Raw genomic sequence first — 24,759 nt, forward strand, 5'->3', positions numbered from 1 at the left:
TGAGGAATGAACAAGAAAGAGAATAGATCTAGGGATTGTGACTGTTCGGCAGGCGAAACCTGAACTGAGGCTGGTGTATTGACTTAAGGTCAGTAGACGAGCTTCAGTTCAGGTTTTTATTTTTATCACAGCTAATATAGCGGAAGTCTGAATTGGAGTAATTACACAAAAGTATGGGGGGAACAGCATGGATCATCACAAATTGGCTGAGCGCATTGTAGACCACGTTGGAGGAAGGGACAATATTCAATCGCTGACTCACTGCGCTACCCGTTTAAGATTTGTCTTAAACGATAATCGTAAAGCGGATGCAAACACGTTGGAGAACACAGCAGGCATATTGAAGGTGGTTGAGAGCGGCGGTCAATTTCAGGTCGTTGTGGGCAATGACGTTTCTGAGGTATACAAACATATCGCTGCCGAAGGAGAATTCGATGGAGCGGGGTCTGGTGAGGGCGCAGCCAAAGAAAAGAAGGGAATTCGTTCAGCCATCTTTGGCTTGATATCAGGCAGTTTGACGCCTCTAATCCCTGTATTTGCCGGGGCCGGTCTGGTCAAGGCGCTGCTTATTGTTCTTGAGCGAGCAGGCTGGATTGCTGTAGACAGTGGAACATATGCTATATTGGCTGCGGCGGGCAACTCGATCTTTTATTTCCTGCCCATTCTGCTCGGGATCACGATTGCTAAAGTTTTGAATGTGAACTCTTATGTGGCTGCAGCGATCGGAGCTGCATTAATGGAGCCTAATTTTACGGCGCTGACAGCAGCAGGAGGTACGACCCATTTTCTCGGCATTCCTGTATCGTTAATGAACTATGCTTCATCGGTGTTTCCGATGTTCATTGCGGTCAGCATATATGCGGTGTTGGAGAAATTCCTGAAAAAAATCATGCACAAAAATGTACAGCTGTTCGCGGTGCCTTTTCTATCCCTTGTCATCATGGTACCGCTGACGGCAATGCTGATTGGTCCATTCGGGCAGTATGTGGGCCAATGGGTGGGGGATCTTGTTAATTTCCTGATCAACAGTAATTCGGTTATCGCTGGAATTATTCTTGGGGGTACGTGGTCTTTCCTGGTGCTGCTTGGGTTACATTGGGCGACGGTGCCCATTATTATGAATAATTTGAGTGCGGGTGGAGATCTGATCGTTCCACTTGCGGCAGCCTCGGTTGCGGCTTCAATGGGGATTGGTCTCGGTGTATTCCTGAAAACGAAGGATAAAGATCTCAAAGCATTAAGTGGTTCCGCATTCCTGTCCGCGATTTTGTCGGGGGTTACCGAACCTATTCTGTACGGTATTATTCTGCGTTATCGCAAAACACTCATTTATCTCGTCGCAGCGGGCGCCATCGGCGGTGGAGTTATAGGATATCTCGGGGTGAAGCTGATTGTGTTCAACTTCTTCCTCAATGTGTTTACGCTGCCCGCCCAGAGTCCGGTGCTGTTCTACATTATTGGTATATTAACAGCGATTGCAGGTGGAGCGTTGTGCGTTGTTCTGTTCGGTTATGAGAGCAAGGACAATGAGCGGGGGACTGAAGGTTCTACGGTAGAAAAGGAACAGAATGAAGCTGCGATCGATATGAACGGAGCGGTAGAAAGCTTGATTAGAAGTCCGCTTGAAGGCACGGTTATTCCCCTTCGTGAAGTGGAAGACGTCGTATTTTCCTCAGAATCGATGGGCCAAGGAGCTGCTGTTATTCCGTCCAAAGGTCAATTGGTGTCCCCGGTAGACGGCGTCGTTTCTGTAACGATGAAAAGTGCACATGCAATCGCAGTCACTTCCAATGAAGGTGTCGAAATTCTCATGCATATCGGAATCGATACGGTGAAATTAAAAGGGCAGTATTTTACCCAGAAGGTGCAGCAGGGTGACCGGATCAGACAGGGTGATGTGCTGATTGAATTCGATATGCAGCGTATTCAGGACGAGGGATTCAAATTGACAACTCCGATTGTTGTGACAAACTCTGATCAATACCGTACGATTACACCCCTGCTGTCAGAAGGAAAGGTTGCCGTAACGGAGAAACTGCTGTCTGTTCGATCGTAAGTTAGCACAGAAGAGGGGCGGAGTAGGATGAAGCTGATTATTAATGCAGACGATTTTGGCATTACTACGAAAGTAAGCGAAGGCATTATTCATGGTATGAAACAGGGGCTGATTACAGATACTTCAGCGCTGGTGAATTCGAAACATTTTGAAAAAAGCAGTGTCATGGCTCTTGAAGCAGGAATTACAGCTATGGGTGTACATCTCAATCTGACGTTCATGGCGCCTATGCTGCAGGCTTCGGCTGTACAAAGTATCGTAGATGCGTCAGGCCGCTTCTATCGGAAGCCGGGGCTAATACCGTTGTCCTATGATGCCGGGGAAGTCCGGGCTGAGCTGAAAGCGCAGATTGAGGCGTTTCTGGATTCGGGGCTGACGTTAAATCATCTGGACACTCATCATGGTGTAAGTCTTAAAGATACAAAAATGCTGGATTTGGTTATGGAACTGGCTCGGGAGTATAACGTTCCGATGAGAAGAGACGACCTCCTGTCTCCCGAGCTGAGCGGGAAGATCGCAGAAGCTGGAATCCGGTCTACCGATAAGCTGTGTGGTGATCCAGCTGTACCTTCTCTTCAGGAACCGTGGTTGCGCGGCATCCTGGATGAGTATAAAGATACTGACTGCATCGTTGAAATTGCCGGACATCCGGGGTATGCGGACGAGGAACTGCGCAGCATCTCATCTCTGGTGGATGAGCGTGAACATGACCTCGCATTATTGTTGAATCCAGCGCTGCGGGATTATATAGAGGAACACGGCATTACACTGATCAGCTACAGCCAGCTATGACAGTGGGGTGCCTCGTATAGTGCTGCAAGAGCAGTGCAGAGCTGTGAAGAAAGGTTAGGATTTTTGACAATATATCCGTGAACAGGTCATGATTTTGATAACGCTCTCTGCATCTCCATTGCTACAATGAACACATGGAGCAAGTCATTAACCGAAGCCGGAAGGTTCGGATTACGGGAGGACATGTACATGTCGTTTAAAGTGGCATTTATCGGAGCGGGAAGTATTGGATTTACACGGGGATTGCTGCGTGACCTGCTGACTGTACCGGAATTCAACAATATTGAGATCGCATTTTGCGATATTAACCAGCATAATCTGGACATGGTGACCGAGCTGTGTCAGCGGGACATACGTGAGAACGGATTGAAGATTCAGATTCAGCCGACAACCAATCGGAGAGAAGCACTGAAAGACGCGAAGTATGTGCTGTGTACGATTCGTGTCGGAGGACTGGAAGCTTTTGCGACCGATGTGGACATTCCGCTTAAATACGGGGTAGATCAATGTGTTGGGGACACGCTGTGTGCAGGCGGTATTATGTATGGACAGCGCGGGATCGCCGAGATGCTGGAGATCTGCAAAGATATTCGGGAGCAGAGTGCGCCGGATGTGCTGTTGCTGAACTACTCTAATCCAATGGCGATGCTGACATGGGCCTGCAGCCAATACGGTGGTGTACGGACGATCGGTCTGTGTCACGGCGTGCAGCATGGACATCACCAGATTGCGGAAGTGTACGGGCTGCAGAAGAGTGAAGTCGATATTATCTGTGCAGGCATCAACCATCAAACGTGGTATATTCAGGCGTCGCATGAAGGTCGGGACCTTACGGGCGGTTTGCTTGAAGCTTTCGAGAAGCATCCGGAGTACAGCCGTACCGAGAAGGTTCGGATCGATATGCTGCGCCGGTTTGGGTACTACAGTACAGAGTCTAACGGCCATCTGAGTGAATATGTGCCATGGTATCGCAAACGTGCTGAAGAAATCAATGACTGGATTGATATGGGAAGCTGGATTAACGGTGAGACAGGTGGGTACCTGCGTGTGTGCACGGAGGGGCGGAACTGGTTTGAGACGGATTTCCCGAACTGGATGAAGGATGACCCGATGCAGTATATCCCGGAGAAACGTGGTGAAGAGCACGGGTCTTACATTATTGAAGGGCTGGAGACAGGGCGTGTGTACCGTGGTCACTTCAACACTGTAAATAACGGAATTATCTCCAACCTGCCGAATGATGCCATTATCGAGGCCCCCGGTTATGTGGATCGCAGCGGCATCTCGATGCCTCATGTGGGTGATCTGCCGCTGGGTCCTGCGGCGGTGTGTAATGTGAGTATTTCGGTACAGCGCCTTGCGGTTGAAGCGGCAGTGCATGGAGACGACACGCTGCTGCGGCAGGCTTTTATGATGGACCCGCTGGTTGGTGCGGTCTGCAATCCGAAGGAAATCTGGCAGATGGTGGACGAGATGCTGGTGGCACAAGCACAGTGGCTGCCTCAGTACGGTGAGGCGATTGCGGCAGCGAAGGCAAGACTTGCAGCGGGCAATCTTATTCCGACCAAGGCATATGAAGGTGCCGCACGTCTGAAGGTGAAAACCGTGGAAGAAATGCAGCAGGATCGGGATGCCGCCAACAAAAATGCAGGTGAGTCCGACAAAGGCAAGGATCGTGAGAAGATACAGCAGTAACAAGAAACAGTAAAAAGAAACAGTAGAAAGCTGCAGGACAGAGGAGGTAAAATGTTGGATTACCGCTAAAAGCAGTACAGCTATTGGACATTCGCAAGAAGCTCGGCCAGTGTCCTGTTAGCATGTTTGGCGGTTCAGCATAATGATTCTGTCTGAACAGGGATTCGCAATACAGCGTTGTCGTATAACGAACAATGAACGAAAACAAAAGGCGAAACAGCGATAGCGCTGCTTCGTCTTTTGTTTTGTTCATGGATAGTCTTCTCCTTTCTCCTTTTCATAGATAACAAGGCGTAAAAGAGAGTAAGAAGCAATGTACTATACATAACACATTACCTTTACAGACATAGTAATATGTCTTATAGTATACTTGGAAGTAAAAGGACAGAATTGAACAAACGAATGTGAGAAGGAAAGTCGGTGAAGTACAGCGATGGATATACAAGTAATTAATAGTGATCTGATCCGAGGTAATATTGACCCCATCATATTAAGTGTACTGATTCCAGAAGATAATTACGGATACGGCATCATTAAAGAAATCTACCGCAAAAGCGGAGAGCAGTTTGAACTGAAAGAGCCTACGCTGTATTCCAGTCTGAAACGGCTGGAAAAGAGCGGTTATGTTGAGTCCTATTGGGGAGAAGAGACGCAGGGCGGAAGGCGGAAATATTACCGGATCACCAGCCAGGGCAATGAAGTGTATCACCTGCAGGTTCAAGCCTGGCATGCAGCCAAAACATTAATCGATTGCATGATTGCGTCGGGTGAACGAGGGGATGAGCAGCTATGAAAATGGAAAAACGAATTAACCGGCATTTGGACAGCTTGTTTGCTGGTACACAGCATACGCGTGAACATCAGGAATTGAAGGAAGAAATTCGCAGTAACCTTACTGCACGAATAGAGGATTATCTGGAGAAAGGAATGGATGAGGAACAGGCGTTTCAGACGGCCGTGCAGCATATGGACGGTATGGAACAATTCATGAGTGACTACCGGAGCGTGAAACGCGTCCCTTACTGGACAGCGCTGCTGCAATCTACTTTGATCTACAGCCTTGCAGCCTGGATCGTTACGATTCCTATGCGAATGATGCTGGAAGGAGCTGCTCTGAACAATACTTTTTTGCTTGTGAGTTTGATTGTAGGAGCTGTTTATGGTTTTTATTTGTTGAGCAGCAGGCAGCGTGAAGTTTCCAACGAGCAAAGTACGATACGCATTCATATGCCGCTTCTAAGGCAGTGGCAGCGCAGAGCCTGGTGGCTGTGGGCAGCTGCAGTGCTAGCAATTTGGGGTACACAGGCAGCTTTACGATTCGGCAGCAATGTCTGGTTTAGTCGGCCGATTCAGGTGGATGGACCTTACCAGCTGGCTGTTCTTCTGTTTGCTTTTGCCGTTCCGCTCCTCAGTATCATGATTCCTTTGGTTGTACACCGGGCATACCGGAACGTTAGCAAATATGAAGTGGGTGATGAGATATGAAAGCTAAGAATCTGTTGATTATTTCCCTGTTTATGATCGGATTGATTAGTCTTGTCGTGGTGGAAGGTTTTATCAATCCCAAGCTTGCTGCAGACCAGAAGCGGTATGAAACGGAGCAAAAGAGTCCGTTGACCCATGATTTTACCGCCTTGGCTAAATACCGGAATGCCTATATGGGTAATTTTTCGAATCTCAGCCATCTGAATCAAAGTCTGCCTCTTCATGAGCAGTTAGACGGCTATCAGCTGTTTCCAGAGACATTCACGGCTCAAATCAATTACAGCCTGAATACAGATGAGATGAACTCCGTGGAGCTGGAGCGGATCCTCGTGTATAATGCGGTTGCGAACTTTGTGCTGATCGATAATTTGGAGCGGATAGTTTACCAATTCAAGGATAAGCAGATTGAGCTTGATCGTAACCGTGCACAGCAATGGGCGGGAACGGAGCTTGGAGCGCTGCAAAAGCCGGAGCGTTGGGATGCTGATGTGCAAAAGAAACTGGTGGAACCCGCTCAGGTACAAGCTGCATTTTCACAAATTGTTGACAACTCTTAGGGTTGATTTACTGGAAAATGGGCAAGATACTCGACTCTTCTTCCATGCTATGTTATTATAAGGCTCTGATAACGTGGTAACGAACTAAAGCGTTTGGGCTTGGTTATAGACATGGAGGGGTATGAAAGATGAGAAAAAGAGCGATTCTACTATTATTTATCAGCATATGTATGATCATTATGGCGGGCTGTACCAGCTCGGCTAACAAGGACGAGAATACGATTGTGATCGGGATCGATGACAAATTCGCCCCGATGGGATTCCGCGATGAGCAGAATGAGATTGTAGGCTTTGACATCGATTACGCCCGTGCAGCTGTTGAGAAAATGGGGAAAAAGGCATCATTCCAGCCGATCGACTGGTCTTCCAAAGAGTTGGAGCTGAATAGTGGTCGGATCGACATGATCTGGAACGGGTACACCATTACAGATGAGCGTAAAGAGAAAGTGCTCTTTACGAAGCCGTACCTGGAAAACAGTCAGGTTGCACTTACACTCGCCGATTCTCCAATTACGAAGCTGGATGAACTGAACGGGAAAAATGTAGGATTGCAGGCTCTGTCCTCGGCGGCAGACGCCCTCGCGGCAAGTCCTTTGAACGACAAGGTGAAAACATCGGAATTTAAGGATAATGTACTTGCACTGACCGATTTAAAAACGAAGCGGCTGGATGCAGTCATTATTGATGAAGTGGTCGCGAGATATTACATGTCCAAGGAAGAGGGGAAGTACAAGCTGTTGGATGAAGCCCTTGCTCCGGAGCAGTATGGCATTGGGATCAAAAAAGGCAATGAAGAACTGCTGAATCAGTTGCAAAAAGCACTGGATGAACTTAATGCAGATGGAACAGCAGCTAAAATCTCCACCAAATGGTTGGGTGAAGATAAAGTTCTGAAATAGACTGGTGTGACACCTGAAATATGAGTTAAAACAAAATGACCCCGTATTCCACGATGGAGCCCATGAAGCTGCAGAGGAATGCGGGGTTAACAGATTAGAGGAGACATAATAATGAGTTGGGATTATATTTTTACCGTGATGAAGCCAATGCTGGAAGGGGCTCAGATGACGATTTTCATGTTTTTGGTCGCTATCATACTCTCTGTGCCGTTTGGTTTTGCGATAACGTTAATTATGCGAAGTCGTTTCAAGCCCCTTGCATGGATCGCTCATATGTACGTCTATGTTATGCGCGGCACGCCGCTATTGCTGCAAATTTTCTTCTTCTGCTTCGGTCTGCCACTGCTGCCTGTAATCGGCGAATATTTGGTGTTTGATCGGTTTGTTGCGGCAGCGATTGCGTTTATACTAAATTATGCGGCATATTTTGCCGAAATCTTCCGAGGTGGATTGCTCTCTGTAGACAAGGGGCAGCATGAGGCAGCGAAAGTGCTGGGTTTAACGAGACGGCAAACGATGATGAAGGTCATTATTCCGCAGATGATCCGCGTGGTATTGCCTGCAACAGCCAATGAGTCTATTACACTGATTAAGGATACGGCATTGTTATATGCTGTTTCTGTGCATGAGTTGTTGTATTATGCTCAAGCGGCAGTAAATCGGGATGGGCAGTTGATTGCTTTTTTCATCGCTGCGATCATGTACCTATTGATGACTTTGGTACTTACTTTGTTGTTTAAAGGATTGGAGAAGCGGTTTTCATTTGAATAAATTAAATCTGATCAATCAAAGGACTGTCTGCATATGACACATATAATAGAAGTAAATCAGTTGAGAAAATCATTCGGTACACTTGATGTGCTGAAACAGGTATCTTTTAACGTGGAACCAGGCGAAGTGATTGCTGTGATTGGGCCTTCGGGTTCGGGAAAAAGTACGATGCTGCGCAGCCTGATTCATCTGGAGGATATTTCGGGCGGAACGATTCGCATTCAGGACCAGACGTTGGTCGATAATGGTCGTTACGCTGGTTCCGCGGGTATTCGCAAGATTACGGATCGCATGGGGATGGTGTTTCAGCATTTCAACCTCTTCCCGCATCTGACTGTAAGGGAGAACCTAGAACTCGCACCAAAGACGTTGAAAAAAGAAAGCTTGGCAATCATCCGAAAGCGAAGTCTGGAACTACTCGGCAAAGTAGGGTTGTCGGACAAGGCCGATGTCTACCCTGGTAATCTGTCTGGTGGACAGAAACAGCGTGTAGCTATTGCTCGCGCACTCATGATGCAGCCTGACATTCTGCTGTTCGATGAGCCGACATCAGCACTTGATCCTGAACTGACGGGAGAAGTACTGCGTGTCATTAAACAGTTAGCGCAGGAGAACATGACCATGATGATTGTCACGCATGAGATGGGCTTCGCCCGTGATGTCGCAGATCGTGTCTTCTTCATGGATAACGGGGAAATTGCAGAGGAAGGGCCACCAGAACAGATTTTCGGCAATCCGAAGCTTGCACGTACACGGACGTTTTTGCAGCGGGTGGACATGCAAGGGGAGTCTCGTTGAATTGATTTAAAAAAATGTGTTATATGTAAAAATTAACCTGTGCGCGACGAATACATCCCAGGGTGGTGTGTTCATCGCGTTTTTTAGTGAAAAAAATTAATGAATTCGATCTTAATCTTCATAATTACAAAAAGTGAAGTAATTAAATTTGGTATTAATCAGCCGAATTGATTGATTAACAATTAATTTTATAGTTGAAACCTCCTAATTATGTAGGTATAAAGTATGTTATCTAGAATAAAAACCATTATTTGCTACTTTTTATAAATATTTATGATATGATTTAAGAATTATTTATAAGAGGAGGAATATTATGAAATACAGTTCATTATTAAAACTATGTATGGCTTCTATTATTTTTATTACATCTTTTGCCTTTGGCTCGTCTTCTTCAGCTCTACTTGATGATGTGACCTACGATGAGGAAAAATACGAGATTGTCAGAGGATCTTCTAAGCTGCTCCAAGAGAATGATGAAGCTAATAAAAATTTTGCAACAAGCATATTCTCTAATAGTCATGTATCTCTGGGAGAAGTTAAGTTAACTAATACAGAAACTGGTGAAACAAGTCTTGGGTTAATTGAAAATGCAGAAATTGAGAAACTCTATGACCTTGTAGATAAACAAACTGGTGAGGCAGCTGTACATTACAAAGCAGAAATTAGGGCTTCAACAGAAAATCAAGCAAGTGATGATGGAATTGATAAATCTGGAGGATTAAAATTCTTTCAAACAATTTATTATACGGCAACAACAAATGTTGTCGATTATATAAATATTAATAAAATTGATTATAGATTTGAAAGACAAGATCCTCAGTATGTAGTAACTCAAAAGAAAATGCTTATCAGTCAAAGGGGGGCAGATATTAACGAAAATAAGTACAAAAATCAATTTGTTACAGTTGATTTAAATAGCTCAGGAACGATATTGGTTAGAGATTTCGGATGGGTCGCTGCCCGATTTGATCATCGAATAACTAGATTAGGAACTAAAACAACTGCTTTAGTTACAAGAGGGTCGAATTCGTGGGAATTCTCATTTAGTATGAATCCGAGGTAAGAAAAAATAATGAAAGGTGGAGTAATTTTGAGAAAACCGAGATTTTCAAGAATAATATTATCCGTTCTATTATTCATTTCATTGTGGAATACTTCTGTTTTTGCACAGGAAAACGAACATTCATTTGATACTGAAAAGTATACTATTAAAAGAATTTATGCTGACACTCATAAACAGAGTATATTAAATGAAAAAGAGTTAGAGTCAAGTCTTCTTGAGCATACATCTCAAATAGAGATAGCAATAGATAACGATGTAACTGGTGAGAAAATAATAGGGTCTGTAGAAGAATTACAAACCAAAAAACTGTATGACCTCATTGATAAAAAAACTGGAGAAGAAGCAGTTCAGTACAAAACTGAAATTAGAGCAGCATCAGAGCATCAAACAAAAGGTAATAAATCTGACTCAAATAATGGTATGACTTTTTATGAAACAATTTATTATACTGTTCATTTAGATGACCCTGGATTTAGTTATATAAACATAAATAAAATCGATTATCGATTAGAAATTAAGGACTCATTGTACAAAGTAACTGAGAAAAAGATGGAGGTTCACCAAAATGGGATGGGTATTAGTGGTAAAGCAATAAGCAATCAAACAAAAGTTTTGGATATAGGTACCTCTGGAACAATACTTCCAAGAAATTATGGATGGTCACCAGTAAATGTACCTTCCCCAGCAGCTAGAGTTGCTACTAGAACTACAGCGAAAATTGAAGTGAAGGGCTCAACTTGGAATTTTTTATTCACTTTGAATCCTAGGTAAGTTCAGCTGTATTAGTATGATAGATCTTATAATATTTATAGGCATATCCTATACGCCAGACTGGCTGTGAATTAGCGAGTCAGGACAGGGGATATGCCTTTTGGTTTCTATTCGTTAATAGTCTAATACTTCGACTTCATATTGCTTCAATATCTTATCTAATGCTTATACTTAAGCTTGAAGTCGCTTTATTTAAGCCTGTAATACAGCTTCACTGCTGAGGCTTTCGTTTTCGACCGTCCGATGTTTCAGGAAATACGATAATGTACCGACCAGACCGAGAACAGCGAAGATGCACAGAATGCCGATTTGGTCCCAAGCGACGCCGAACTGTCCGCTTGAAATAACCGCTTTATAACCAGTTACCGAGTAGGTCATTGGCAGCCAAGGGTTAAACACTTTCAGCCAGTTTGGAATAAGCTCCAACGGGAACGTGCCTGCACTTGTGGTGAGCTGGAAGATCAGCATCAGGATCGCCAGGAAACGGCCTGGATTTTCCAGCCAAGTGACCAAAGCCTGAATGATATACATGAAGCTCAGACTGGTGACGAAACTGAACAAAAGGAATAACGGTACACTCTGTACCTTCAGACCCAGAGCGTATAAAACCAGCCAGGAAGCAAGCAGCGATTGAACGCCGCTCATCATGGTGAACGCAAGTGTCTTGCTGACAAAACGATTCCAGCCGCTTGCGTCGCTTACACTGCTGCCGCGTGTTGGCACAACCAGTGTTGCAATCAATGCACCGACAAATAATCCGAGTGATAGGAAATAGGGTGAAAATCCTGTGCCGTAGTTCGGCACTTCGTTTAATTTGTGCTCATCGACATGAACAGGCTCGGCGTACATCGTCACCAGTTCATCGGTCTTTTTCACACTGCTTGTTTGGTCGGCTGCGTCATTTAATTTGGTGGCAAGTTCGCCAGAGCCATCGGTTAATTTGAACGTGCCTTCTTTGAGTTTACCTGCACCGTCAGCCAGCTTATGAGATCCGTCTGTTAGTGTAGACACGCCGCCTTCCAGCTTATCTACTCCAGTCAAAAGCTTGCCTGCACCAGCGTTCAGCTGCGCTGAACCTGCTGCCAGTTTGGCGCCACCAGCCGCGGCTTCATTTAACTTCTCGTTAAATTGGTTGAGTCCGGCAGTGAGCTTCTCTTGTCCGCCGGATAACTGGGCAGCGCCCTGTACAAGCTGCTGCTCACCTTGAACCAGCTGGCTGCTGCCTTGATGTAATTGCTGCTGTGCAGCCTGCAGCTGCTGACTTCCGGCAACGAGCTGCTGTCCGCCTTGATATACCTGCTCACTGCCAGCGGCTACAGCCTGACTGGCTGCGAGCAGTTGTTGAACAGCGGGGCTGGCAGCCAGTTCAGGACTGGACTTGGCTAGTTGAGCCAGCCCTTCGGCGACCGTTTTGGCGCCTTCGCTGACTTTGCCGCTGCCTTCCACGGAAGTCTGCAGTCCCGCAGTCAGCTTGGCACTGCCTTGTTCGGCTGCTGCGAGTCCGGCGTCCAGTTTGGACGCGCCTTCCTGCGCAGCTTGGATACCGGCATGCAGCTGTTTGCTGCCAGCTGCCGCCTGGGTTGCGCCGTCACCCAGCTTGGTGCCGGCGGCAGCCAATTGTGCGAGACCATTAGATAAGGTACTCGCGCCGGTGTGAAGATCACCTGTGCCTTTGGCCAGGGAGGCTGTGCCCTCTTTTAACGAAACGGTACCGTTTTGCAGCTTGCCTGCACCGTCAGCCAGTTTCGCCAGGTTTTCTTTTAACGCAGCCGCCCCTTCGCCCAGTTTACTTGCTCCATCATGGACTTTACCTGCGCCGTCTCCGGCATCCGCCAAACCGTCCGAGATTTTCTCGACCTTATCCAGCAGGGTTTCGGTATATGATTCAGTGACTTTGGCAGAGACTTTGGAGCGAATCTGTTTGACCGCTGTGCCGCCGATCTGACCCGCAAGGAAATTGTAGCCTTCGTTGGGCTCGTAGATCAGCTCTGCGGGAGCCGGATGCTCATCCATCAGGGTAGTTGCTTTGGCGGAAAAGTCCTCTGGAATGACAATGGTCATGTAATATTTGTTGTCTTTCATGCCTTGTTCTGCCTGGTCGCGGGTGACGAACTGCCAGTTAAAATCATCGCTTTTTTTCAGCTCATCGACCAGATTCTGGCCGACTTCAAGCGATTTGTCATTGTAAACTGCACCCCGATCCGTGTTGACCACGGCTACAGGTAATTCATTCATTTTGCCATATGGGTCCCAGAAGGCGTTCAGGAACAGTCCGCTATATAACACGGGAATGAACAGCACAACGAGAATGGGAATCCATACTTTTGGTTTTTGGAGGGCGGATTTCAGATCCTGCCCGAATACACGAAATGATTTCATGATGTTCTCTCCCTATCTTACGCTTATCCCTTGTTTCTCTATTTAGTATGGTATGTGCGTCCGCAGGCGTTACTCTAGGTGGGGGATAATCCATTTTTGAGAAAGAGGCCCACAAAAGCTTTGATCTGATCCTTGTGCAAAGTAGGATGCGCTTTATTCCAATCGGATGTTAGGCTGACGTATAACTTCAGCAGTACAAATGAGACCAGCTTGGGATCATCGCTCCGAATCTGCTGTAACTCCATGGCCCAACTAACCTGACGCTCGAGGTATTCGAGAATGGCTTTCTCTACTTTTTGCAGGCCCTCTCTTGCTTGAGGTGTCCCGAAATCGTTGACCTCTTGGAAAAGCTTGATCAGCAGCTCATGCTCCTCCCGATATTCCAGCAGCGAGTCCATGCTCCGATGCACGTTATCCAGAAAAGAGTGTTCTTCCTTCACGGTCTGTTCCGTAATCCGTTTCATGTCTGCAATAATCGAGCGCAGGATCTCATCAAACAATTCTTCTTTGTTCTCGAAAAAGGTATAGATCGTTCCTTTGCCCACATTGGCCAGTCTCGCCACTTGCTCCATCGTTGTGGCTTTGTAGCCAAACAGGGCAAAGGATTTCTCGGCAGAGTCCATCACCTGTTGCCTTCGATCTATCGTTTTCACGGCTATGCACCTCCTTGGGGTCTGACGTGTGTAATGGGTGAAGCGGGTAAAACAAGTTGAAGCATTGGGGCTGCAGGTGAAGAAGTTGTGAATCTAAATGTAAGTAAGCCGTGGTGCTGCACCTGTGGAACGATGGAAGTAGTCCATGAAGCTGATCTTGTGAATGACCAATTTACTATATTGGTCATTTGGTCGTTAATTAATGTAGCATTTGAGGGGAATGTTGGATGTGATGTTTGTCATAGTGAAAGGGGGGAGGGGGAACCATCACGCTAACGATCCCACAGAACCTTATTTTGCAACCTGAGTGAAGTTTTAAAATCTAACGATCTCCAGAAGCGTTATTGTGGTTCAAACCTCCAAAATGTGGAACAAAACGCGTCATTTCAAGTAAATAAGGTTTGTGGAGATCGCTAGAATCTCAGAATGCTCAAAATGGGCCAAATAGCGTCGCTGTGAATCGTTAGGTTCCTGAGATCAAGCTTGCTCGTGGTGCGAACCCCAAGCTCACATGATTTTCCTGGGGGATTCGCACCAAAAACACCTCTTGTTATTCCCTTTTGGCAACAAATTTGTTGAATTAATTGATTGCATTGTATAAAATTAGGGGGAATCTTGATTAGAAAGTGCGGAATTGCGGGACATTTTGGTTGGAGAAAATGTTTATACGTTATTTTTCGCTGTCGCACTCCGTATGGAGTGCGTGGATTGAAATCGGGCTGTTGGTGTAAAGGTGAATCCGGCCAGGGTAGTCGCACTCCGTATGGAGTGCGTGGATTGAAATCAAACCACCGCGACATGCGCTCCATTACCCCTGTGGTCGCACTCCGTATGGAGTGCGTGGATTGAAATAGCCGAGTAACCTTTGCACTCGTCTGAGTGGTCTGTCGCACTCCGTATGGAGTGCGTGGATTGAAATCCAACTTGTTGGGAAAACTCCAGATCTCTTAGGTGGTCGCACTCCGTATGGAGTGCGTGGATTGAAATCTCGGCTAACTGCGCGAGAAGCAAGGAAGCGGGTAGTCGCACTCCGTATGGAGTGCGTGGATTGAAATCATGTGATGTCGATATTCGCCCAGTTAAATAGAACGTCGCACTCTACACGAGTGCGTGGATTGAAATACTACAATGTCGCATGACTATAATTTTAAAATTAAGTCGCACTCTACCCGAGTGCGTGGATTGAAATAGAAGAGGCAAGAGCGGCAGAAGAAGCAGCAGGCAGTCGCACTCTACATGAGTCTTGGATTCAAATGACGATCCACAATTGTATCTAGCAGCACAGGAGGAAGTCAAACTCTAAACGAATGCATAGATTGAATTATATTTGGATGTACCTCGTCTTTAATAAATAACTGATTCTAACACTTTATCAAAACAACTGCCTGTTTTAAAAAGGTAGTTGTTTTACTTTGGAAAAAGATTGCTTTTTAAATTTTCTTCTGCTATATTGTGATTGTAATATGTCACAATTCATTGAATTGTGTGGATTGAAAATGCTAAATTGTGATTGTAAGAAGTAGATTCAAAATGCGCCCTTTAACCGGGGCGTGGTTACATAATGATTCAGAAGGATTAAAAGTTATTCAAGGAGTGGGAGGAACATAGGTGATTAATGGATTTTACTTGGATGAGTCAGGTAATACTGGGTTTGGAGATATTTCACAGCAACCTGTTGTTTGTTATGGTGGGATTATGGTTCCGAATAATAGTGTTATAGAGCTTGAAAGGGAATTTGAAGCTCTCTCTTATAAATCAGCACTTCAAATAAAAGGTGAAATTAAAGGGTTAAACAATAAACATATAAATACAATGCCATTTTTTCGAGATTATGAAATCCACAGTAAGGCTTTTTTTGACGGGGATGACTTGTATTCAAAAATTCCAGTTAAAGATCGATTTGGTATTGCAGAAGAAATGTTAGTTTTACTTGCTCGGTACAACTGTAAAGTGTTTGCTACAGTCATTGATAAAAAATCTTATCAAAACAATACAGGCGAGACCCATCACACTAATATGCATCAACTTGCTATGGGAAATTTGATTAAATTAATTGAGAATGAGCTTAATGAAAAGAACGAAACTGGTATTATCATTCCAGATCGGGGACGTGCAGAGGAGCGAGAACTGTTAGTTCAGGTTATTCGCCAACAAACTACAACAAATCGAATATTTAATAGTTCATTTCTTCAGGATTCACATCATTGCCAACTAGTACAGCTAGCTGATTTAGTCGTTTTTCTTACAACTATTTTTTATCGATCGAACTATGGACATATTGCCCGTAAGGCCAACAACCAAGAACTGATTGAATTATACCAGAATATAATTTCTCCTCTAGCTCCAATAATTTGGGAGTACCAATTGTTGAAATAGAGAAGAGAGCGTACCAATGTACGCTCTCTCTAGGTGGTCGAACCAATGTGCGGCCACATATAATAGTATATCCAGTATAGGTAAAAACATGATAAAAATAACTAAAGGACAGTTACCATTAGGTCGGACCAATGTACGAGTTAATGGTTAATGCCCTTATAGAGCGAATGAATTGGGTCGAACCCATGTGCGAGTCAACTCATTCCTATTACATAAATTATAGATCAAGGGAGTGTCTGATGTCAATAAAAGCGTGAGATGAAGAATTGAGAATTAATTTAATTATTGTAACTGCTAAAAGGAATTCGTCTTTGACTAGAGAATTGTATAAAAATAGATTTTTGTGTCGATTTTTAGTGGATTATTTAAAATATTCATTATAAGGGTGAGCAGGCATGACTTACATTGCGCATATCCGTCAAAAAGACAACGAGATTCAAACGGTGCAGGCGCACTTAATCGAGGTGCAGCTTGGGGCAGAACAGGCTGGAGAGAAGATTGGCATCAAAAATCTGGCTGGCATTACAGGTTTATTGCATGACATGGGCAAAAACACCGAGCTATTTCGCGATTACATTCAAGAAGCCGCAGCAAACCCCGACAAACCTCCACAAAAAGGATCGGTAGATCACTCTACTGCCGGAGGAAAGTTGATCCATGAGCGCTACCATATCAGCCAGGCTGCACCGCAGTTCAAAGTCACAGCCGAATGGATTGCTAACTGCATCATCTCACATCATCAAGGCTTGAGAGACTATGTATCTCCTGATCAAACATCTCCTTATATAGAACGTGTCGTCACTAAAGAATTGAAGCAATACCAACAAGCAAAAGAAGAGTTTTTTAAGAACAATCCTCCCGAGCATTTAGATTCATTATTCGAACTTGCCACAGCAGAACTTCAACATTACATAAAGATCATTAAGGATCACAAGCTTCCACCCATTACGGGATCATTACTTATGAAATACATGTTTAGCTGCTTGATTGACGCAGATCGAACCAACACAAGAATTTTCGAGGAAAATGAGGCCTCAACAAAATTAATAGATCACAGATCATTTTTTCATAAAAGCTATACCTTGTTGTCTCAGCACTTGGCAGCGCTTGAACAAGGAGACTCTGCCAACTCCCCCATAAATCTTTTACGGAGAGAAATGTCGCGCCAGTGTGAAGAGTTTGCATATCGTCCTTCCGGTGTATACACCCTTTCCATACCCACAGGTGGCGGCAAAACCCTTGCCAGTATGCGCTATGCACTGAAACATGCTATAGAGCATAACAAAGAGCGTATCATCTATATCGTTCCATACACAACCATCATAGAACAGAACGCCGCGGAGATTCGCAATATTTTGCAAAATGATGACATGATTCTGGAGCATCATTCCAACGTTATTGATGATAAGTTTGAAGACCGTCAGGATGATGATAACGGTGAAATGTATGAGGTCCGTACCAAAAATCTCAAGCTGGCCCGAGATCATTGGGATCGCCCGATTATTTTTACAACGATGGTTCAGTTTCTCAACACGTTCTATGCCAAAGGTACTCGCAATGTAAGGAGACTTCATCAGTTATCAAACGCTGTTATTGTATTTGATGAAGTGCAGTCCGTGCCCGTGCATTGTATCTCGCTTTTTAATGCGGCGCTTAACTTTTTACATGTGATCGGGCGTTCCAGCTTGCTGCTCTGTACAGCGACTCAGCCAGGACTTGATTTTGTAAAACACAAGCTCCATTTCTCGGAAGAACCTGAGATTATTCAAGATTTGGACCACGTGGGACGCAGTTTCAAACGCGTTGAAATACATGATCTCACACAACAATCGCCATCTGGCTGGGGTGCCGAGGAACTTTCCTCTTTTGTACAAGATCAGATGCGGGAAGTGAACAGTGTACTCGTTATTTTGAATACCAAAATGGCTGTTCGAAAGCTGTTTGAAACATTAAATGAAGTAGAGTGGCTGCAAGATGAAGGAGTTCAAATTGTACACCTGAGCACGAATATGTGTCCGGCGCATCGGAAAGATGTTTTTTCGGGCAATGACGAGCAGGAGGGTCTGATTCAACGTTTGGCAAAAGGTGAACGGATCATATGCGTAAGTACACAGTTGATTGAGGCGGGCGTTAATATCAGCTTCGAGTGTGTTGTACGATCATTGGCTGGTCTAGATTCCATTGCCCAAGCGGCTGGACGATGCAACCGTCATGGCAAGGATGAGCGTCGCAATGTGTATATTGTTCGGGCTTCGGATGAAGTGTTAACCCATTTGCCAGATATAAAAATCGGTGCAGAAAAAACAGAGCGAGTCCTTCAGGAATTTAGGGACAATCCAGCCTTATTGGGCAATGATCTGTTATCTTCTGCTGCGATCGCTCGTTATTTTGAATATTATTTTCATCATATAGAAGACAAGATGCATTACCCGATCAAGAAACTTGAACAGAAAAACTTGTTTGATCTAATAGATCGTAACCGTTATTACGTTGATGCCTATAGACTCAAACACGCCAAGCAACCAGAGGTTTTGAACCATTATGCCATTGCTACAGCAGAGAAGTATTTTGAGGCCATATCCAACAACGCTACGGCGGTAATTGTGCCTTATGGTCACAAAGGGAAGCAGCTAATTCTGGATTTAAATGGTGAATTGGAACCTAACGAGTTGGGAGACCTGTTACGCGAAGCTCAACAATATACGGTGAACATCTATGATCAGGAATTGAGGCAGTTAGAGAAAAATGGGGATGTTATACACTTGCTGCATGGTCATGTCCTTGCTCTGCGTGAACCAGCGTATTCCGAACATTTCGGTGTGGAGCCTAAGGGCGAGGGCACTTGGGATATGGCTGTGATTTGAAAAGATGAAATTTGAATTGCAGCAGGGAGATTCATGCCACATGATCTCCCTGCTGCATGAAACAGAAAGGAGTGAGCAGAACTGGTGAGAAATCAGATTGAATTTGAAGTTTCGGGAAATTATGCGTTATTCACTGACCCGCTGACGAAGCTTGGGGGAGAAAAATTTTCCTATCAAATTCCTACATACCAGGCACTCAAAGGCATCGTGGAGTCCGTATATTGGAAACCAACGCTGATCTGGATTGTAGACGAGGTTCGCATCATGAATCCTATTCAAACGGAATCCAAAGGCATGCGTCCAATTGAATATAGCGGGGGCAACACGCTGGCCTATTATACGTATCTAAGAGATGTTCGTTATCAGGTGAGAGCTCATTTTGAATTTAATAAACATCGTGAAGACTTGCTGCATGATCAGAACGAACACAAGCACCACAATATTGCCAAACGGGCCGTTCAGGTCGGAGGAAGAAGAGATATTTTTCTTGGCACACGTGAATGTCAGGGGTATGTAGAGCCTTGTACATTTGGTGAAGATAAGGGCTTTTATGATGGTATCGGGGAGCTTGATTTTGGCACGATGCTGCACGGGATCAGCTATCCTGACGAGACGGGACGTAATGAGCGTGAAGTGCGGCTGTGGAAAGCAAAAATGAAACATGGCATTATCCGATTTGATCGTCCAGATCAATGCACATTGGTTCGCAAAGCTGGGGAAGGTTCAGCGAAAGTGTTCGATAACTCTAACATGCAGTCGGTCGATGACCTTCATTCTGAATGGTTTGGAAAAGAGGTGCGTGAATGAACTGGCTTGCCAATCTAAGCAAAACCTATGATGACCATGCCAAGGTTGTGGGGCAGTTTGAAACGAAGAAGAATGGTAAAGAGTACGCCTTGATTCCGATCTCCCACACTACGCAGACAGCGCATATTGAGGTGCATTTGAATGTATCAGGAGAGATCGTCAATGCGAAGGTCGTAGATAAAAAAGATGGCAGCACTGTTATTCCTTGTACGGAGTCTTCAGCAAGTCGTGCTGGAATAACACCTGTACCTCATCCATTATTTGATAAACTAATGTTTGTGGCGGGAGACTACATCTCGTTTTGTGGAGAAGTCAGGGGAACTCCCCATCAGGATTATCTAGCTCAGCTTAAAGCTTGGTGTGATTCACCTTTTAGTCATGCCAAGGTACAGAGTGTGTTGACCTATGTGAGCAAAGGTACGTTGATCGCTGATTTAGTAAATCGGGGTGTGCTGCACACGGATAACCGTGGAAAGTTGCTGGATAAGTGGGTGGCGGGTGCAGAAGGTCAGGAGAGTAAGAAGCCTGACATTTTCAATGTTATCGCATCCGATCAGAGTGGGGCGTTTGTCCGCTTTGCTGTGAATATTCCAGGGGAGCCTGAATCGAGATTGTGGCGGGATGCATCCGTCCAGCAGTCGTTTACCCAGTTTTATGAGATGAGTTTGCAAGATAAAGATGTTTGTTTCGTTACCGGGGAGTATCTGCCCGTGGCGGATAAACATGCATCGCGCATACGTCACTCCGGGGATAAGTCCAAGCTGATATCAGCAAATGATTCCAGCGGATTTACATTTCGAGGACGGTTTCGCACCAGTCGTGAAGCGGCCGCAGTCAGTTATGAGGTTTCTCAGAAAGGGCATAACGCGCTCAAATGGCTGATAGATAAACAAGGCACAACGATAGATGGCAAAGTTTTTCTGGTGTGGGGCAGTACGAATCTTAATATGCCTGAACCTTATGATGATGCCTATAGTTTATGGGGCGATGAGGAGGAAGAAGCGCTCACTGACGGTGATACCACACATAAAGAGTTTGCAGTGAAGATTCGCAATGCGATTCAGGGTTATCGTTACGATGGAGAATATAAATCTTTGCATGAAGTAACCATCATGACGCTGGATGCCGCAACCCCAGGTAGAATGTCCATTATGTATTATCGGAATCTAGATCAGAACCTGTATCTGGATCGGATTGCAGCATGGCATGAGAGTTGTTATTGGTTACATCGATATCGGAAAAATAAAAATGATAAGTTTGTCTCTTTTATCGGAGCTCCTGCAACAAAAGATATAGCTTTTGCCGCTTATGGTCAGCGGGCTAGTGACAAGATCGTGAAAGGACTCATGGAACGGATGCTTCCATGTATCATTGATCAACGCCCTATTCCAATGGATATTGTTCGTAGTGCTATTCATCGTGCATCGAACCCTGTAGGCATGGAATTATGGGAGTGGGAGAAATCACTGAGCATTACCTGTGCTTTGGTGAACAAAGAGGAGGGGTATGGCGTGGCTCTTGATCTCGAAGCGACGGATCGCAGTTATTTATTTGGCAGAATGTTGGCTATCGCAGACGTATTGGAACGAAGTGCGTTAGGAAAGGAAGAGAAGCGGGCAACGAATGCAGTTCGTTATATGAATGCTTTTGCTCAACGCCCGGGTAGAACATGGAGTATTATTCAATCGAATCTTCAACCGTATCAAGCTCGGATGGGCACAGACGCACGTTATTATAATTCATTATTGGACGAAGTAGGCGACAAGCTTCAGCTTGAGGATTACACAGACAAGCCGCTCACAGGTCTGTATTTGCTTGGATTTTATAGCCAGAGGAAAGACCTGTACACAAGCAAAAAGGATAAAGAGACTGCTGCAGCTGCACCCGAAGATCACGAAGAAAACCAATCTATTGAACAAGGGGATAACTAAATGAGTACACTTGATCGCAAAATTGATTTTGCCGTTGTATTGTCTGTCCGCAATGCAAACCCGAATGGTGATCCGCTGAACGGAAATCGTCCTCGTCAGAACTACGATGGTTTAGGTGAAATTTCAGACGTGTGCATTAAGCGTAAAATTCGTAACCGTCTGTTAGATATGGGAGAGTCTATCCTGGTGCAATCAGATGAGAAGCGAACGGATGCCCACCGCTCTATTAAGGATCGTGTAGATGCCAATGAGCTTGTGCAAGAACATGCCAAAGGAAAAAAAGCGAACAAAGAACTATATGCAGATGCTGCATGTCAGTCCTGGATGGATGTGCGCAGCTTCGGGCAAGTTTTTGCTTTTAGTGGAACGGACGTATCGGTAGGTATTCGTGGCCCGGTCTCTATTCACACCGCTGTAAGCTTGAATCGAATTGATATTACGAGCATGCAAATTACGAAGAGTGTGAACTCGGTGACAACGGCGAAAGACCCGGACAAAAAAGGTTCGGATACGATGGGCATGAAGCACCGTGTAGATTTTGGGTTGTATGTATTTTACGGCAGTATCAATACACAACTTGCTGAGAAAACAGGTTTTACATATGAAGATGCAGAAAAAATCCGTGAGTCGCTAAGAACATTATTTGAAAATGATACATCGTCGGCTCGTCCAGATGGAAGTATGGAGGTGCATCAGTTGTATTGGTGGGAGCATAATTCCAAAATGGGGCAGTATTCATCCGCCAAAGTGCATCGTTCACTGCAAATTGCATTGAAGCCGGATGTGTTGGAACCGAAGTCTTACGAAGATTACGAGTATACTGTAGTGCCGTTAGAGGGCTTGGAAGTTCAGCAGTATGATGGACTATAACGAAGAGGATTACCTATTGTTATCCGGCATTCAGCATTTTAACTTTTGCCGTAGACAATGGGCCTTGATCCATATTGAACAGCAGTGGGAAGATAATGTGCGCACTATTGAAGGAGATCACTTGCATCGAAAAGCAGACGAGCCTTTAATTCGAGAAAAACGGGGGGACAAGTTGGTGGTGCGGGCATTGCCTGTGCAATCCAGAACGCTCGGAATTACAGGCGTCTGCGACGTAGTCGAATTTATCCGTGATCCGCAAGGTGTTCCGCTGAGAGGGGAGGAAGGTTTATACCTTCCTTTTCCCGTTGAATATAAGCGAGGTAAGCCCAAACGGAATGATTCGGATCATTCGCAATTGGTGGCACAAGTGATGTGTCTCGAAGAGATGCTTGTATGTGAGATACAACGAGCTTACTTTTATTATGATGAGATTAAACATCGGGTGGAAGTTGTCATTACCCAAGCGGATCGGGAACGAGTGCGTTCGAGCATTCAGGAGATGAGGCATTATTTTGAACGAAATCATACGCCAAAAGCCAAAACCGGACCGCACTGTCAAAGCTGCTCATTGATCAACATATGTGTGCCAGATATTTTAAATAAACGATCTGTTTCAAGTTACATCGAAAGCAGGTTGAACGAATGAAAAAACTTCTAAATACTCTATTTGTGACGCTACCTGACACTTACCTTGCGTTAGATGGAGAGAATGTACTTGTGAAGCAGGAAGACAAGATATTGGCTCGTTATCCGCTGCATAATCTGGAGGCGATATGTGCGTTTGGATACGCCGGAGTGAGCCCTGCTTTGATGGGTGCATGTGCAGCACGTAACGTCAGTCTCACCTTTATGACACGAACAGGGCGTTTTCTGGCTCGGGTGATTGGAGAGGATCGGGGGAACGTGGTGCTTCGCAAGGAGCAGTATCGTATCTCGGACGATGAGACGCGCAGTGCACGGATCGCACGAAACATGATTACAGGCAAGCTGTATAACAATAAGTGGGTTCTGGAACGGGCCACGAGGGACTATGCTTTACGTATTGACACAGAGCGGATTAAAAAGGTAGCAGGATCTCTCGGGGAAACGATGATGCTTCTTCGTGAGGTGGAGCAGTTGGATGTGCTGCGAGGGCTGGAGGGCTCAGCGGCTGTGCAGTATAACTCTGTATTTGATGATCTGATCCTTCAGCAAAAGGAATCCTTTTATTTTTACGGGCGGAGCAGACGTCCCCCTTTGGATAAAGTGAATGCTCTGCTTTCTTTTGCGTATACATTGCTTGCGAATGATATGAAATCAGCACTTGAATCAGTGGGACTTGATGCATATGTTGGTTTTTTGCACCGGGATCGTCCAGGTAGAGCATCTTTGGCATTAGATATGATGGAAGAGCTTCGGGGTGTGTATGCAGATCGTTTTGTCCTTTCACTAATTAATAAGAAGGTTGTAAATGACAAAGGTTTTTATGTCAAAGAAAATATGGCTGTTATCATGGACGACGATACTCGTAAGAAAGTAATAAAAGCATGGCAAGATCGCAAACAGGAGAAGATCACTCATCCGTATTTGAATGAAAACATACCTTGGGGACTCGTCCCTTATACTCAAGCATTATTACTAGCACGACATATTCGTGGCGATCTGGATGAATATCCGCCGTTTTTATGGAAGTAGGTGAAGGAATTTGCTTATTTTGATAACGTATGATGTGAGTACGATGGATCGTGAAGGCCGCAGAAGACTGTCTAGAGTGGCCAAAAAATGTGTAGATCACGGTCAACGTGTTCAAAATTCGGTATTTGAATGTATTTTGGATGCTGCACAATTTAGACGTTTACGATTAGAACTGGAAGAATTAATTGATAAGGATACGGATAGCTTGCGTTTCTACAATCTTGGTGACAATTACAAAAATAAAGTAGATCATGTCGGGGCTAAGGATACCTATGATATGGGTGATCCGCTGATCTTATAACTGGTGCGAATGCCAAG

21 protein-coding genes and 1 CRISPR repeat array are annotated in these 24,759 nt (G+C 44.9%); of the genes, 19 read left to right on the forward strand and 2 right to left on the reverse strand.

Annotated features, from left to right (window positions below):
• Window positions 1–187: 187 nt before the first annotated feature.
• From MKY97_RS05360 to MKY97_RS05410, 11 genes are all read left to right on the forward strand, one after another.
• Window positions 188–2,056 (forward strand): beta-glucoside-specific PTS transporter subunit IIABC, encoded by a 1,869-nt coding sequence (locus tag MKY97_RS05360; RefSeq protein ID WP_342554470.1) that lies wholly within the window; start codon window positions 188–190, stop codon window positions 2,054–2,056.
• Window positions 2,057–2,083: 27 nt separating this feature from the next.
• Window positions 2,084–2,848, forward strand: coding sequence for a ChbG/HpnK family deacetylase (locus tag MKY97_RS05365; protein WP_342554471.1), 765 nt, complete (start codon window positions 2,084–2,086; stop codon window positions 2,846–2,848).
• Between the two features lie 189 nt (window positions 2,849–3,037).
• Complete coding sequence (locus MKY97_RS05370; RefSeq protein WP_342554472.1) at window positions 3,038–4,543, forward strand: alpha-glucosidase/alpha-galactosidase; 1,506 nt, start codon at window positions 3,038–3,040, stop codon at window positions 4,541–4,543.
• Window positions 4,544–4,976: 433 nt separating this feature from the next.
• Entirely contained in the window at window positions 4,977–5,336 is a 360-nt protein-coding gene (locus MKY97_RS05375; RefSeq protein WP_342554473.1) for a PadR family transcriptional regulator, read from the forward strand.
• A complete protein-coding gene (locus tag MKY97_RS05380) occupies window positions 5,333–6,028 on the forward strand; it encodes a permease prefix domain 1-containing protein (RefSeq protein ID WP_342554474.1) in 696 nt (231 codons plus the stop codon). Before MKY97_RS05375 ends, MKY97_RS05380 begins: the two co-directional genes overlap by 4 nt.
• Complete coding sequence (locus MKY97_RS05385; RefSeq protein ID WP_342554475.1) at window positions 6,025–6,585, forward strand: DUF4825 domain-containing protein; 561 nt, start codon at window positions 6,025–6,027, stop codon at window positions 6,583–6,585. Before MKY97_RS05380 ends, MKY97_RS05385 begins: the two co-directional genes overlap by 4 nt.
• 128 nt (window positions 6,586–6,713) lie before the next feature.
• Window positions 6,714–7,484: an amino acid ABC transporter substrate-binding protein gene (locus MKY97_RS05390; protein ID WP_342554476.1), complete on the forward strand. Its 771-nt coding sequence runs from the start codon at window positions 6,714–6,716 to the stop codon at window positions 7,482–7,484.
• Between the two features lie 111 nt (window positions 7,485–7,595).
• A complete protein-coding gene (locus MKY97_RS05395; RefSeq protein WP_342554477.1) occupies window positions 7,596–8,255 on the forward strand; it encodes an amino acid ABC transporter permease in 660 nt (219 codons plus the stop codon).
• A 33-nt stretch (window positions 8,256–8,288) separates the two neighbouring features.
• Window positions 8,289–9,053, forward strand: a complete 765-nt coding sequence (locus MKY97_RS05400; protein ID WP_342554478.1) for an amino acid ABC transporter ATP-binding protein — start codon at window positions 8,289–8,291, stop codon at window positions 9,051–9,053.
• 313 nt (window positions 9,054–9,366) lie between these two features.
• Entirely contained in the window at window positions 9,367–10,116 is a 750-nt protein-coding gene (locus MKY97_RS05405; RefSeq protein ID WP_342554479.1) for a hypothetical protein, read from the forward strand.
• A 27-nt stretch (window positions 10,117–10,143) separates the two neighbouring features.
• Window positions 10,144–10,887, forward strand: coding sequence for a hypothetical protein (locus tag MKY97_RS05410; RefSeq protein WP_342554480.1), 744 nt, complete (start codon window positions 10,144–10,146; stop codon window positions 10,885–10,887).
• A 192-nt stretch (window positions 10,888–11,079) separates the two neighbouring features.
• Here the strand turns inward: MKY97_RS05410 and MKY97_RS05415 are convergent, their stop codons facing one another.
• Window positions 11,080–13,266 (reverse strand): YhgE/Pip domain-containing protein, encoded by a 2,187-nt coding sequence (locus MKY97_RS05415; protein WP_342554481.1) that lies wholly within the window; start codon window positions 13,264–13,266, stop codon window positions 11,080–11,082.
• A 74-nt stretch (window positions 13,267–13,340) separates the two neighbouring features.
• The gene (locus MKY97_RS05420) at window positions 13,341–13,919 is read right to left on the reverse strand and encodes a TetR/AcrR family transcriptional regulator (RefSeq protein WP_342554482.1); all 579 of its coding nucleotides are present in this window, start codon (window positions 13,917–13,919) and stop codon (window positions 13,341–13,343) included.
• 691 nt (window positions 13,920–14,610) lie between these two features.
• A CRISPR array of direct repeats spans window positions 14,611–15,175; the repeat unit is 18 nt; unit sequence GAGTGCGTGGATTGAAAT.
• Window positions 15,176–15,527: 352 nt separating this feature from the next.
• On the opposite strand from MKY97_RS05420, the gene MKY97_RS05425 reads away from it, so the two are divergent.
• The 8 genes from MKY97_RS05425 (at window position 15,528) to cas2 (ending at window position 24,742) form a co-directional block, all read left to right on the forward strand.
• Window positions 15,528–16,295, forward strand: a complete 768-nt coding sequence (locus MKY97_RS05425; protein WP_342554483.1) for a DUF3800 domain-containing protein — start codon at window positions 15,528–15,530, stop codon at window positions 16,293–16,295.
• A 395-nt stretch (window positions 16,296–16,690) separates the two neighbouring features.
• Entirely contained in the window at window positions 16,691–19,159 is a 2,469-nt protein-coding gene (gene cas3 / locus MKY97_RS05430) for a CRISPR-associated helicase Cas3' (protein WP_342554484.1), read from the forward strand.
• 84 nt (window positions 19,160–19,243) lie between these two features.
• Window positions 19,244–19,966, forward strand: coding sequence for a type I-C CRISPR-associated protein Cas5c (gene cas5c / locus MKY97_RS05435; protein ID WP_342554485.1), 723 nt, complete (start codon window positions 19,244–19,246; stop codon window positions 19,964–19,966).
• A complete protein-coding gene (gene cas8c / locus MKY97_RS05440; protein WP_342554486.1) occupies window positions 19,963–21,897 on the forward strand; it encodes a type I-C CRISPR-associated protein Cas8c/Csd1 in 1,935 nt (644 codons plus the stop codon). The genes cas5c and cas8c overlap by 4 nt, the downstream gene beginning before the upstream one ends.
• Window positions 21,898–22,767: a type I-C CRISPR-associated protein Cas7/Csd2 gene (gene cas7c / locus MKY97_RS05445; RefSeq protein WP_342554487.1), complete on the forward strand. Its 870-nt coding sequence runs from the start codon at window positions 21,898–21,900 to the stop codon at window positions 22,765–22,767.
• Window positions 22,754–23,413, forward strand: a complete 660-nt coding sequence (gene cas4, locus MKY97_RS05450; RefSeq protein ID WP_342554488.1) for a CRISPR-associated protein Cas4 — start codon at window positions 22,754–22,756, stop codon at window positions 23,411–23,413. Before cas7c ends, cas4 begins: the two co-directional genes overlap by 14 nt.
• Window positions 23,410–24,441, forward strand: coding sequence for a type I-C CRISPR-associated endonuclease Cas1c (gene cas1c / locus MKY97_RS05455; RefSeq protein WP_342554489.1), 1,032 nt, complete (start codon window positions 23,410–23,412; stop codon window positions 24,439–24,441). Before cas4 ends, cas1c begins: the two co-directional genes overlap by 4 nt.
• 10 nt (window positions 24,442–24,451) lie before the next feature.
• Window positions 24,452–24,742 (forward strand): CRISPR-associated endonuclease Cas2, encoded by a 291-nt coding sequence (cas2, locus tag MKY97_RS05460; RefSeq protein ID WP_342554490.1) that lies wholly within the window; start codon window positions 24,452–24,454, stop codon window positions 24,740–24,742.
• Window positions 24,743–24,759 lie beyond the last annotated feature (17 nt).

The organism is Paenibacillus sp. FSL R7-0652 (assembly GCF_038595045.1).
GTDB lineage: Bacteria > Bacillota > Bacilli > Paenibacillales > Paenibacillaceae > Paenibacillus.